At 35.2% G+C, this 14059-nt stretch carries 10 protein-coding genes and 1 other annotated feature; of the genes, 1 reads left to right on the top strand and 9 read right to left on the bottom strand.

The window, feature by feature from the left end:
• Positions 1-20: 20 nt before the first annotated feature.
• A complete protein-coding gene (locus F823_RS0104760; protein ID WP_002846430.1) occupies positions 21-2027 on the bottom strand; it encodes an ABC transporter permease subunit/CPBP intramembrane protease in 2007 nt (668 codons plus the stop codon).
• Complete coding sequence (locus F823_RS0104755; protein WP_002844308.1) at positions 2017-2802, bottom strand: ABC transporter ATP-binding protein; 786 nt, start codon at positions 2800-2802, stop codon at positions 2017-2019. The genes F823_RS0104760 and F823_RS0104755 overlap by 11 nt, the downstream gene beginning before the upstream one ends.
• 230 nt (positions 2803-3032) lie before the next feature.
• On the opposite strand from F823_RS0104755, the gene F823_RS0104750 reads away from it, so the two are divergent.
• Positions 3033-5228 (top strand): YhgE/Pip domain-containing protein, encoded by a 2196-nt coding sequence (locus F823_RS0104750; protein WP_002846429.1) that lies wholly within the window; start codon positions 3033-3035, stop codon positions 5226-5228.
• A 142-nt stretch (positions 5229-5370) separates the two neighbouring features.
• Here the strand turns inward: F823_RS0104750 and F823_RS0104745 are convergent, their stop codons facing one another.
• From F823_RS0104745 to F823_RS0104715, 7 genes are all read right to left on the bottom strand, one after another.
• Complete coding sequence (locus tag F823_RS0104745; RefSeq protein WP_002846428.1) at positions 5371-5928, bottom strand: tryptophan transporter; 558 nt, start codon at positions 5926-5928, stop codon at positions 5371-5373.
• A gap of 208 nt (positions 5929-6136) precedes the next feature.
• Positions 6137-6402, bottom strand: a binding site (T-box leader).
• A 76-nt stretch (positions 6403-6478) separates the two neighbouring features.
• The gene (locus F823_RS0104740; protein WP_002846427.1) at positions 6479-7834 is read right to left on the bottom strand and encodes a cell wall-binding repeat-containing protein; all 1356 of its coding nucleotides are present in this window, start codon (positions 7832-7834) and stop codon (positions 6479-6481) included.
• 189 nt (positions 7835-8023) lie between these two features.
• On the bottom strand, positions 8024-8845 hold the full coding sequence (locus F823_RS0104735) for a Nif3-like dinuclear metal center hexameric protein (protein ID WP_002846426.1): 822 nt from the start codon (positions 8843-8845) through the stop codon (positions 8024-8026).
• A gap of 36 nt (positions 8846-8881) precedes the next feature.
• Positions 8882-9655: a tRNA (adenine(22)-N(1))-methyltransferase gene (locus tag F823_RS0104730; RefSeq protein WP_002846425.1), complete on the bottom strand. Its 774-nt coding sequence runs from the start codon at positions 9653-9655 to the stop codon at positions 8882-8884.
• A 117-nt stretch (positions 9656-9772) separates the two neighbouring features.
• The gene (gene rpoD / locus F823_RS0104725; protein ID WP_002846424.1) at positions 9773-10930 is read right to left on the bottom strand and encodes an RNA polymerase sigma factor RpoD; all 1158 of its coding nucleotides are present in this window, start codon (positions 10928-10930) and stop codon (positions 9773-9775) included.
• Positions 10931-10944: 14 nt separating this feature from the next.
• Positions 10945-12783 carry a DNA primase gene (dnaG, locus tag F823_RS0104720; RefSeq protein ID WP_019595433.1) on the bottom strand — a complete coding sequence of 613 codons (1839 nt, stop codon included), beginning with the start codon at positions 12781-12783 and terminating at the stop codon, positions 10945-10947.
• A 281-nt stretch (positions 12784-13064) separates the two neighbouring features.
• On the bottom strand, positions 13065-14012 hold the full coding sequence (locus tag F823_RS0104715; RefSeq protein WP_019595432.1) for an MORN repeat-containing protein: 948 nt from the start codon (positions 14010-14012) through the stop codon (positions 13065-13067).
• Positions 14013-14059 lie beyond the last annotated feature (47 nt).

Genomic DNA, 14059 nt, shown 5'->3' with positions numbered 1-14059 from the left:
AAATATATATGCCAAGTCCCTTACCACATGATTCCTAGTCCTATACTAGTCACTATAAGGGCTAGCAAGTTATTTAAAAAATGTCCTATAACAGATGCTCCGATACTGTTTGTCTTCTTGACACCAATAGCCAAAAACATACCTAGTATGGCCGTAGTAGGTATCTTGAACCAGTATACGTGTAATATACCAAATAACAGGCCAGAGAAGATTATAGCTGCCTTATCGCCATCTAAGAGCCTATACAGCCCAAAGCTACTTTCTCTTTCCATAATAGATGTCTTGCTCTCTCTTAGGCTAGGATCATCTGAGTACTTTTTGTCTATTGATTTTTTATTGGAAAATGCAGACAAAATAAAACCTCTAAAAATTGCTTCTTCACATATGGCTGGAGCTACTGCTATTGCAATTATATTTAAGACCATATTATCACCAAATATAACTTTATTCAACTGTTCACCGATTTCTTTTGCACTTGGTGAAAGTTTCATTATTAGTAAAGAAAGTGCCCCCATAGCAATAAAGGCGACAAACCAAATCAAGACACCATACAGGGCTTTTTTAGGTCCAATCTTGTTAAGACTATAGACCTTTTTAAAGTCCACTCTTATATACCATGAATATAGGACTACTATGCCCAGCATCATGACCTGACTAAGTAGTATGCCCACCGTTCCATAGCTCACCTGTATATAGGAACCTAGAGTAAGTAAATATACAAACTCAAGGGCAAAAATCAATATGCCATCATTTATACTAGGCATAGACTTTGGCTTGATATTTCGTCTTGCATTTAAAATAGATATACCCTCGCCGCTTCCGAAAAGTATATTCTCAGACTTGAATATCTTGGAAAGTATTGCTAGGGCCATGGCTATATAGGCAACATTTGATAGCAATACAAATCCCGCTAGTCTAGTGTTAACCTCCATAAAGAAGACAGCCTTTAGGAGCATCACGACATTTACAACCGGTATTAGGGCTGTAGTTGAGTCTAGCTTTAGCATAGGTATCATACTTGCATAGGCTGGTATCATAGTCACAAGCATAAGAGGTGTTAGATAAGCCTGGGCCTGTTTGTAGTTTTTGGCAAATGAGCACACACACATACTAATCGCTGATATAACAAGCGTGAACATAAGTAATGATACCAGTGTTATAATTATCGGCACTATCATCTTGTATATATCAAATTTCATCTGCATACCGTCCATCATCTTGCTGGCAGTCATATAGAAGTAATAGCTTGTTAGACCCATAGATACTAGGTTCATCAGGGCAGACATTATAGCAGTAAAGGCTACTGATAGGTACTTGCCCGCTATTAGCTCTATATTTTTAATCGGCATGGTAAGTAGTGTCTCCAAAGTTCCTCTTTCTTTTTCTCCAGCTATCATATCAGCTGCTGGATATACTGCACCCGATAGTATTCCCATTATGAGCATAAAAGGAATAATCCTTCCTATTAGTCCGCTTGCTTCTTCTTGTGATTCAGCCACCGATTCATTTGTATAAGATATTGGATTTAGTGTATTTTGAGGATCTAATCCAGCTGATTTTATACTAGCCTTGACTCTCGTGTCCTTGTAGTCATCAAGAATTTTATTAACTCTTTCTTTTAAGAGACTAGACTTGTCTGACCTTGTATCTACAAATACCTTATAAGTATTGTTTTCTTCTCTTTTTATGGCTATATCGTAGTCTTCCTTTTTTATACTTTCTTTTATATACTTTTCATCTGTACTCTTCTTGTAGATACTGATCTGGCCTTGGGACCTTGTCTTGTTTCTATCCTTGCTTTTTTCTATGTAAGTGTACAGGTCCTTGTCTACACTTTCGTCAATCAAGAGTCTTATCTCCTGCTTTCCCATATCGTCTATACTAGCCATCATAACCTGTGATATACCAACTGTCAGCAGAGGGTACATAAGTATGGGTAAGATAAACATCATGAATAGGTTTTTCTTGTCTCTCACCAACTCCAAAATTTCTTTCTTAAATATCTCTTTTATAATATTAAATCTCATTTTCCCCTCCTATATCTGCAAGCTTTATAAAGGCATCCCTCAAATTGTCAGTTGAAGAGTCCTCCATGATTTGCTTGGGACTTCCACTAGCTATAATCTTTCCCTTATATAGGAAAACAATCTTGTCGCAAAGAGACTCAGCCTCTTCCATATAGTGAGTTGAATAAAGGACAATCTTGCCACTAGCCTTCTCATTTTTCATAAAGTCTATTATGCCCTTACTCGAGATGACATCTAGGCCCAGTGTAGGCTCATCAAAAATATACAACTTTGGCGAATGTATAAGACACCTAGCTATTGAAGCCCTCTGAGTTTGTCCGGTAGATAGGTTTTCAATCCTATTGTCAATGAAGTCTCCCATCTTCATAAGGTCTACAATATTTTCTATTGATTTACTTATTTCTTCCTTGGTCATGCCATTTAGACTGGCAAATGTAGACATTATTTCCCTAGGAGTAAGCTTTTTGTATAGCTTGGTATTGCCTGATAGGTAGCCTATATTCTTCTTAAACCTGTTTAGGTCCTTTGCAGAATCCTCCGAATCAAATATTACTTTTCCATCATCAGGTGTTAGTATACCACCTATCATCCTCAAGAGTGTTGTCTTACCTGCTCCATTTGGACCCAGTATACCCAGTATCTCTCCGTCACTTGCACTAAAAGATATTCCATCTACAGCATTGAACTCAACCTGCTTATTTTTCTTCTTTCCTTTATCATTTATATATTGCTCGTTCTTTATAAATGTCTTTTTAAGACCCATTACTTCAAGCATTTTTATACCTCTTTCATTAAATATAATTATATTTTAGCATATAAATATGTAAATCATAATCTAATTATTACATATAAGATATGTTTAGTCAAATTAAATAAACTTTTTAAACTAAAGACCAACAAAATAATTAGGTTATTTACAAAGCAGATAAATTGTATTATAATCTATTTGTAAAGAACACGAATTTATTCAAAATTAGTATGAGTGATGATTAAGCAGGTGATAAAATGAAAAAAAACACTAAATTCTTTGAAAAACACATTATATCCAAGCTTCCAAGTATAGGAGTTGTAAGAGAAATTTTCTATAATGATATAAAAGAAATCAAAAGAAACAGAATAGTGACCATAATAGTAGTTGGTCTTACAATTATACCATCCCTTTACGCCTGGTTTAATATAGAGGCATTCTGGGATCCATACGGCAACACTAAGAACCTTTCAGTAGCCGTTGTTAACGATGACAAGGGATATCAATTTAAGGACCAAGACCTACATTTTGGTGACAAGCTAGTAGAAAACTTGAAAAACAACAAGAACTTGGACTGGAATTTCGTCTCAGACAAAGATGCCCAAAAGGGAATCAAGACCGGTAAATACTATGCAATAATAAAAATACCAAAAGACTTTACCAAGAATCTAACATCGATAACAAGAAAAGATGTTAAAAAAGCCAGCATAGAATATACAACCAACGAAAAGACAAATGCAATAGCTGAAAAGATAACTGACCAAGGAGCCAACAAGATTCAGGCTAAGATCAGTGAGATTCTAATAGGTACTATAAGCAAGTCTTCGCTTGCGGCAATAGGTGGCACCTCATCCATGATAGGTGACATCAACCCCAAGCTTGATACAATGAAGACCAGCCTCAAAAACCTAGACAAACAGCTTGTAAACCTAGAAAAGGTAACAAAAAATGCCAAGTCATCAAATGAGGACATGAAAAAACTACTATCCTCATCCAACAATACCCTTGTAAGTATAAAAACTAGTCTAGATAATTCTAGAAGACTAAGTTCAGATATCCAGTCAAGTCTTAACCAGGCCAACTCAGATATCAACTCTGTAGGTCCTCAGGTCAAGACTAGCCTGAAGAGCATATCTAGACTTATAAATACGTCAAGTTCTTTGGCTCAAAGTCTTGGAAGCCTTTCAAGCTCAAGCAGCCAGGAAGCTATTAGGCAAGTGAGTAAAATAAAATCAAACATAGACCAGGCATCATCAAGGTTGTCTAATGTTATTGACCTAATGAATATATTTTCAACAGGAAATACGAATATTTTAAATGCAGCAATAGCTAGGTTAAATAACCACTACTCTGACTTAAATAATGCCAGTCAAAAGCTAAGCAACATTATAGATTTGATATCTAGGAGCAACCAAATAAACTCTGATCTAATAGACCAAGTTGCGTCTATAACTAGTGATTTAAACGATAAGACAAATAATATTATACTTGATTATGATGACCTAATTACAGGTCCCCTAAACAAGGCCAAGTCAAGTAGGTCAGATATTCAAAGAGACCTAGATTCAATTATAAGGTCTACAGAAGGAATCTACCCAGCAACTAGTAACTTTATCAATAACTTGGATTCAATGAACAAGAATATTGATTCAACACTGGGAACATCTCAAATCTCTATAGACCTCCTTAGAAGTCAAATAAAAGATTCTCTAGAGATGATTGACAAGCTTGAAAACAACAAGGACCTAAAAACAATAAATGATGTCATAAAAACCAATATCCTAGACAGGGCTGATTTTATTAAAAAACCAGTTGAAATAAAGGAAGTAAAGTTGTACAAGATGGCAAACTACGGGTCAGCCATGGCTCCATTTTACAGTGTTCTAGCAACCTGGGTAGGTGCCCTTATCCTTTGTACCCTTATATCTACTGATCCGGGAGACAAATACAAGCCTCTTGAAAAATACTATGGTAGACTTACCCTATTTTTAATATTATCTATTATTCAGTCGCTGATAATATCAATAGGTGACTTAGTTTTACTTGGTGTTACTGCAGCAGATCCCTTCCTATTTATATCCATACTTATGTTGTGTAGCGTATGCTTTTGTTGCTTGATATACACCCTAGTATCCGTATTTAAGACAGTAGGTAAGGCCCTATCTATGTTCCTACTTGTAATACAAATAGGTGGGTCTGGCGGTACATTCCCTATACAGATGACTCCAACCTTCTTTAAGACTATCAATTCATTTATACCTTTCACATATGGTATAAACGCTTGTAGAGAGGCTATAGGAGGAGTTTACCCACCAAACCTATACCGAGACTGCGCAGGACTAGTTGTGTTCGCCATCATATTTATAATCTTTGGCACAGTATCCAAGGATATCATAAATAGGAAGTTAGAACCCCTATCACATAGGTTTGAGAGCAGCTTTTTAATGGAGTAGGATAAAGGTAAGTAGGTGAAATATCATAAATATAAAATAAAGCTAGCTTATTAAAAATAGCATAAAAATAGCATAAAAGAATATAATATTAGAATAATATGTAATTAAAAAGGACTCCAAATGGAGTCCTTTAATATTATATTTAGTTAAGTTGGTAGCTACTCCTCTTTAAAGAAAGGCTAAGAACATTGTATAGTACCAGACAAGCTACCATATTGAATACTAGGGTTGGTAGGACAACTGATACAAACAGAACTCCAAATCCTCCTGGTAGACCTGCCATTAGGTATGCAACAGTTAAAAATACAACTCCACTTACCAAGGTACCTATAGCTGTCATGCTCACTACTGCTATCTGGTCTGCCTTTTTACCGATTCTATTCATAACTGGCAACATATAAAGTGACTTCATAAATAAGTACATAACATGCATAGTTACCACCTTATCAACAAAGTTTGGTATCTGACCCATAGGAAACTTTGTCGCTAGGGCTGAAAATATAGCTGTTATAATGCCTGATACTAGGCAAGTCTTATAGTTTTCTCTATTTATTACCATTATACAAAACAACATCACTAGGGTCATATCTGGTGTGATACCTGCAGCCAAGGCCGGCAATACCTGGTGCAAAATAAAACCAATACCTAGCAATATTGCATTTAAAATCATCTTCTTTGTGTCTATCGTTCTTCTTTTCATTTATATAACCTCCATTTACTAAGCTACTATTTAATAATATCATTATAAAATATATATTACCATATTATTTCTAAATTTTTCTGAGTCTTTATCTCAGACTAGACATAACTACTATAAATTTTCCCATACTACTATCTAAATTTCACAACATACTATCACCTCTAGAAAATATTTATAGTTAATCAAAATAAAAAAAACTCCGCCCTTGATATAGGGCGAAGCATAAATTCGCGTTGCCACCTAAATTATGTACCAGTCTGTTGCTGTCAAATACAATTACAAACCTATACATATCTCATTATCAGGAACAATCATTCCCTATCCGCTATAACGTGCAGCCCACGGTGAAGTCTACTATTATTTCGATCCACTCCTCCAAGACCCATTCGCCCAACTCCTACTACCGACATTCCACCACAGTCAGCTCTCTATTAATAGTACCATTGAGTTACTAATTCTCTTCATCAGATTAACTATGTAATTATAATAGGTCATTTTTTTAGTATTGTCAATATCTTATTTGAATTCTTTGTATTTTTTTTCATGAAAACTATCTAATTATATAGTTATCGCTATTCTCTTTAGAATATTTGGCGAAATTGTCTTCAATAAATGAATCTAATTCAAGTTTAACTGGCTTGTTGTTTTTAGCTGCAATAGAAGACGCCAATATACCAGCCATAGGTTTGTCGCAATTAATGTATGTATAGCCTGTTCTATTTGAGAATAATTTGTCTATTATCACTGATGATGTTTCTAACCTATTATACCCACTCAATCTATTGGCCTCTATACCATTCTTTACAAGCTCCCTATAAATATTGTCTGATAGTGTTGATCTACCACCTACTAAAATAGCTCTTGTAGATATTCCGTTTCCTGTTTTTAGTCTATCCGGTTTTGCATTCTTTTTAAGAAGTTCCAAAGAATCAGGTCTTAACTTGTCTTTTGGTGTCAATAAGATCGGTGTCTTTGTACTGTATGCATATGTGGCTATACTTGGAACATCAAAGAAATATTCTCCGTTGGCAATTGAATATATATTTGCTCCTATTTTCTTGGCTATATTCAATGATGTATCATACCTAGACCTTCCAGAATAATCTATTATATTAAAACCTTTTTCTTTTAGCTTATTTATAACCTTGTCGCTTATCATTTTGGAACCTGATGTTATATGAATATTCTCGGCCTTAAGATCGTATAATTTATTGAGAAGGTTCTCGTTTAATTCTTCTCTCTCTGAAAGCAGTATAGGAGCGTCAAGGTAACCAGCAAGTCCTGCAGATGAAAGAGAATCGGCTACAGAATCAGCACTTGCCAAAACAACATCCTTAGACCTTGCAAATCCTGCATCACATATAGATATAGAAGAGTTCACTTTCATACTAGCCTTACTATCATTGTAATGCAAGCCACCAACATAACCCTCTTCAGTTACCTTCATTGAGTTTTTGCATAAATTGATGATTTTGTCTTGTATATTCTTGTCTGTTCTAAATACCCTAGTTGAGTAAGAATCCTTGCTTCTAAGATACAAGCACCCATTGTAAATATTATTCTTAGTATCTGAGTAGAAACCAACACTAAAGTCCTTGCCAGAAATATAGTGAGGGTATCCCTTGTACTCCTGTCCCTTAGGCACTTCCTTCATCTTGGAATCCCTCAAAAGACCTATAATTTCCCTTACTAGGTCCTTATCATCCAACCTTATACCCTTTCTAGCCAATTTGCCGTATCTAATTTCAGGGCTGTTTTCAATACAATTAATTAGTGTTTCTTTTAAGTCCTTGTCACTTGAGCTAATACTATTGAAATCTAAGTGTTCAGCATAAGCAAGGATAGGGCTCATAATATTTACTGCCATAACCGTTGTCATTACTAGCGAAGTCTTCTTGAATTTCATACAAATACCTCCTCTTAAAATAAACAATTATTATATACTTATAAAAAATCTCTATGCTATTAAACTAATAATAACATAGAGATTTTTTAATTGCAATACAATATCATTCTTTTATTTTACTATTAAGTCCCGAAATGCATCTTAGCTAGATTACTGTTTCACAAACCTATAAAATCTTTAAAAGACCTATTACATATTAGTAAATGGATTGATGTATATATCCGACTTGAAAATTTCACATCCTTCGCATATATACCTGATAAAGTCGATTATTGACTCAGCAAATATATCCTCAGTTCCAAAATGACCAAAATCAGCCACCATAACACCCATCTCTTTTGAATCTATTGCCTGATGGTACTTCATATCCCCTGTTATAAGCAGGTCTACATTCTTTTGGTGACACATCTCAAAGTATTCTGCACCAGATCCAGTTACAACCGCAAAAGACTCAATATTGTTCATAGGGTCACCTACTAGCCTTATATTTTCAATCTTTAGGGCTGCCTTTAAGTTCTGCAGGAAGTCTAGGGCCCTAAGTCCTTCACCTAGTCTAACAATCCTACCTAGTCCATATTCCTTAGTTACAGTAGTCTTTGTCGCTGCATCATAAAATTCTGCTACACCAACCGGATCTAATATCTCGCTTGGCTTATAAGACATCAGCTTTACAAAATAGTCATTTAAACCATTTTCAGCTACATCATATGATGTATGCATACAATAGACATTTATATCATTTTTTATCAATTTATATATTAACTTTCCCTTTAGGTCCTTATTTGTTATCTGATTGACCTTTGAGAACATAAATGGATGGTGGGATATTATTAGGTCAACTCCCTTTTTTACAGCCTCATCAACTGTATCAGATGTTATCTCTAGGGTCAACATTATCTTATTTACATCAGAGTCTAAATTACCTATATTTAGGCCTGAATTATCCCACGAATACTGAAGGTTCTCAGGGTATTTTTTATTTATTTGCTCTAGTATACTTTTAAGTTTCATTACAAACTCCTTTCAAATAAACCTATGCTCATGTAATTATATTTTCTTCTTCAAGGCTTTTATTACACTCAGCTTAAAATTTATTTCTTTTTTTCTTTTATTTATTGTTTCATTGTCTATATTGGGCATCTTGTCCAAAATAGATGAGTACTCATGTAGTTTCCTGTCTATAAACCCTTCAACTAAGTCTTTTGGATTGTTAAATATTAGTTTTGGAATCTCATAAGAAAGGTCTAGGATGATTTTTTCCATATCTTTTTGATTAATTTGACTATGATCTTCTTCCTTAAAGCCAAGATAAAAATCTCTATATGAACTTGTTTGATAATCCAGTCCCCTATATCTTACAACTAATATTTCGTATATCCTAAAATCCTCTCTTACAAGGTGTTCAGACTCTATCTCATATCCAGACCTATCAAGGTATTGCCTAAGCTCTTCTTGGGCCTGCATTGGCTGTAGAATCAGTTTTTCAGCGGCTATAGCAGTGCTTCTTCCCGCCTCTAAAATCTCACTGATAAGGATCCCTCCCATACCAGCTATTATAATCTGGTCTACCTCACCTGGTTTTACAACTTCAAGACCATTACCCAACCTAAGCTGACACCTGTCTTCAAACCCTAGTTTGGAAATCTCAGACTTGGCATTGTCAAGCGGTCCTTTGTTTACATCTGTTAAAATAGCTTCACTCACAAGGCCCTTAGACATCAAATATGATGGTATATAGGCATGGTCCGTGCCTATATCTGCAATCTTCTTTCCTGGATCTACCAGGGAAGATATTTTTTCTAGTCTAGCTGTTAACTTCATTTACTCTCCCCTACAATTAAAAGGGTACATACTTACAGATAACCATAAATACATACCCAAATCTTCAATCTAAAAATACATAGCATTCAATCAGATGCTCAAGTAGCTCTAAGCCTATTAGTCTAAGTAGTCACGCAACTTCTTAGATCTGCTTGGATGTCTCAATTTTCTAAGAGCCTTGGCTTCTATCTGACGGATTCTCTCTCTTGTGACGTCAAACTCCTTGCCGACTTCTTCAAGAGTTCTAGCCCTTCCATCTTCAAGACCAAACCTCAACTTAAGTACCTTCTGCTCTCTATCATTAAGAGTATTCAATACTTCCTCTATCTGCTCCTTAAGTAGTGAATAGGCAGCTGCCTCTGCTGGTGCAGGTGCATCTTCATCAGGTATAAAGTCACCAAGATGTGAGTCTTCCTCTTCACCTATAGGTGTCTCAAGAGATACTGGATCTTGTGCTATCTTCATTATCTCTCTTACCTTATCTTCTGACATATTCATTACCTTGGCTATCTCTTCTGGCTTTGGATCTCTTCCTAGCTCCTGTAGTAGCTGTCTAGATACTCTTATCAATTTGTTGATTGTCTCTACCATATGGACAGGTATTCTGATAGTCCTAGCCTGATCAGCTATAGCCCTAGTTATAGCCTGTCTAATCCACCATGTTGCATAAGTAGAGAACTTGTAACCCTTCTTGTAGTCAAACTTCTCAACAGCCTTGATAAGACCAAGGTTACCCTCCTGAATCAAGTCAAGGAACAGCATACCCCTACCAACGTATCTCTTTGCTATAGATACAACTAGTCTTAGATTGGCTTCAACCAACTTCTGCTTTGACCTCTCATCACCTTCTGACATAAGTCTAGCAAATTCAACTTCTTCATGTGGCTTAAGTAGTGGTATCTTACCTATCTCCTTTAGGTACATCCTCACTGGATCATCGATACTGATACCCTTAGGTACAGCTATCTCAGCTGTCTCTGTTTCTGCAGTTTCGGTATCTTCACTTGATTCTTCGTCTATAGACTTGATATCTAGGTCGTCTGGCTCATTCAAGTTTATATCGGCTTTAAATTCCTTGTCATTTATTACTTCTATCCCTAAATTACCTAGGGTTTCATATAGGTTTTCTGCAACGTCCTTATCTAAGTCCTTGTCTTGAAATGCTTCCATGATGTCGTACAGGGTTACAGATCCTTCTTTCTTACCTTTTTCCAATAATTTCTTTTTGGCAGCCTTGTTTATTTCTGCCTTTTCATTTGTGATATTTTCAGCCATAACTAACCTCCTTCCTAGAATTTTTTCAATGTCTTGTTTTCTGCTACAATTTTTAAAGCTATTTCCATAATTTCTAAGTCAACCTCTTTCGCTTCCTGGCTATTATTTTTTATTGTCTTTCTTCTGTTTTCCAAAATTTCTTGCTGTTTGAATAATTCCTCTAATCTTTTTTCGGAGCTTTCCCTCATAAAGCTATTAATTATCTTATCAACCTCGTTTAAGTCATTGAATTCGACATTTAGCTTTACCCTGCCAAGCTTCTTGATATAATCAATGTCAATATCATCTGAATATACATCTTCAAGCTTGATGCTCCCATCCTTACTTACTTTAATGCCCTTATTATCAACATTTGAAACCTTCTCATAGATCTTTTTGCTATTTTCATCTGAAAAATCCTCAAGGCTAATCTTAAGAGGCACTGTATCTCTAACCAATCGGCTATCGAGCATTGCCCTTATTAGATTCAATTCTATAAATTTACTGCCATCCTCAACAACACTGACCTTTTGTGGCCTATGTAAAAAAGTATTGGCAGGTTTTTTATCATCTCTTCTCGGATAGTTCCTAAAAGTCATCCCAAACTCAGACCTTATTATATCTGAATTAGTACCCGTTATACTTGATAGGTAGTCTATATAGTAGTCCTTTTCTATAGGGCTCTTAATCCTCTTTACAATCTTAGATGACTCTTTTATATAGGCTATTACATCCTTTTTATCATCCATATTGTAAGACTTTCTCAGGCTATCCAGCCTAAACTGGTTGGCCTCAATAGCCGTATCTATCCTGTCTAACATAGCGTTCATACCATTTGCTCTAACAAACTCATCTGGGTCCTTATATGAGCCTAAGTTTAGTACCTTGGGCTTTATACCTTGTTTTTCTAATATGCCTATTGCCCTCAAACTGGCATTTACACCAGCGTCATCTGAGTCATAGGACAAGATCATATTATCTGCAAAGCGCTTTAAAAGTACCGCCTGGTTATCTGTAAGAGCTGTACCTAGGGTAGCAACTACATTTTTTATGCCAAATTGGTGAAGGGATATCAAATCCATGTAACCCTCAACCAGTATAAGAGTCTTATCATGACCTATACTCTTTCTTGCATAGTTAAGACCATATAAATTATTTCGTTTGTTAAATAACTCAGAGTCAGGTGAGTTTAGGTACTTGGGCAAAGAATCATCTAAGACTCTTCCACCAAAACCTATCACATTACTCTTATAGTCAAATATAGGAAACATTACCCTATTTCTAAACTTGTCATAATAGTTTGTCTTGTTCTTGTTTTGGCTGACAAGTCCAGCGTCAAACAATTCCTCTAGGCTATATCCTTTTGACACAAGATAATTTTTGAGGCTATCCCAAGAATCTGGAGAATAACCTAATCCAAACCTCTTGATTGTCTTTACATCCAAGCCCCTTTTCAAAAAATACTTCAGAGCAGGATTATTAGGATTGTCTAACTGACTATAGAAGTACCTAGCTGCTTCAGTATGCATCTCTTGGTATCTCTTAATCTTTGCAAGTCTTTGCTTGGTTTTTTCATCCAAATTAGTATTGAACTCTATTCCCGCCCTATTGGCTAGGAATTTTACAGAATCCATAAAATCTAGATTTTCCTTTCTCATTATAAAGTTGATAACATCTCCACCAGCTCCACATCCAAAGCACTTAAAAATCTGTTTGGACGTATTGACACTAAATGAGGGTGTCTTCTCATGATGGAAAGGACAAAGACCCTTATAATTTGAACCAGAAGGAGTCAACTTTAAATAGTCAGAAATAACATCTGCTATATCATTTCTAGCCTTTACTTCATCAATAATATCTTTTATATCGTCCATGTATATCAACTTCCTTCTGTCTAAATAAGTAAAACTTAGTATGTTTTACAAAATGTCAATCTTCACTATAACTAATTTCGACATTTCTTGTATAAATCCTTTTTTTTTACATAATTTAAGCAATATAAATATAAAAAATCAATATATTTCCTTAAAATATGTCTTTAAACAAAATTTTTATATTAAGGTTTCTTAAGTTAGCAACAAAATAAAATAGGAAGATGGTTTCTTCCTATTTGTCTATACCAGTAAAATTTTGTCTGTACTAGTAAAATTAATTATTAAAACTCAATATTTGCAAAGACCTCGTCAAATGATTTATCAAAAATACTAGGCTTGTCGAACTTCCAAGTACCTGTGTAAACTGGCTGTGAATTCAAGTAAAAAACTCCTGTTCCGTGCTTCTCACCTTGAACAAAATCACCTTCATAGTACTTGTTCTTGTTCCATATATACTTGCCCTTACCATGAATCTGGCCCTTTAGCCACTCACCACTATATACTAGCTCACCCTTAGAATTGAAACATGAACCCTCTCCGTCCATCTTGCCATCCTTAAAGTCTCCTATATACATATAGCCATTCTTCCAAGTATATATACCCATACCTTCTTTGGTTCCTTCTTCCCAGTTGCCAAGGTACTCGTCGCCATTATTGTATTTCATTCTTCCAACACCATTGCTCTTGTTGTCTACAAAGTTACCTATGTATTCATTGCCATTTGAGAATGTGAAAGTTCCCTTTCCTTCCCTAATACCATTGACAAAGTTGCCGATATACTCTGTATTTATATTGCCCTCATCATCTTCTTTTGGCGCAAATATGTAAGAACCTATCCCTATCATCTTGCCATCAAGTAGCCTTCCTATATACATATCCCCATTTGTGAACCTGTATATCTGAACCATATCATTTGCCTTAGCAGCGCTGTTCTTATCTTCATCTTCTAGTATGTCTAATATGTCTGCTAAGTTTTCGTTTTTAGACAACTCTTTCTTTGTGTTCTCTATATATTCTTGATTTGCTTCTTTATCATTCGCAGTATCATTCTTTGGAGTGACACCTAAGAGATATTCTTCAAGTTCAGAAACCTCTTCATCTGAAGCAAAAATGCCCAACTTTAAAGCTGTATTCTTTTTTAATTTGAACATCTTTAGGCTCTTCTTTATATCATCTATCTCTCTAAAGTAGTTGCTATAAAGTTCAACATAGTTTTTTGATAAACTCAAATTAACTACCTCCATTCATTAAAAATAAGCTCAATTTACCACTCTAT

The sequence above is a fragment of the Peptostreptococcus anaerobius VPI 4330 = DSM 2949 genome (assembly GCF_000381525.1).
Lineage (GTDB): Bacteria > Bacillota > Clostridia > Peptostreptococcales > Peptostreptococcaceae > Peptostreptococcus > Peptostreptococcus anaerobius.
This window is presented reverse-complemented; position numbering and strand designations above follow the sequence as displayed.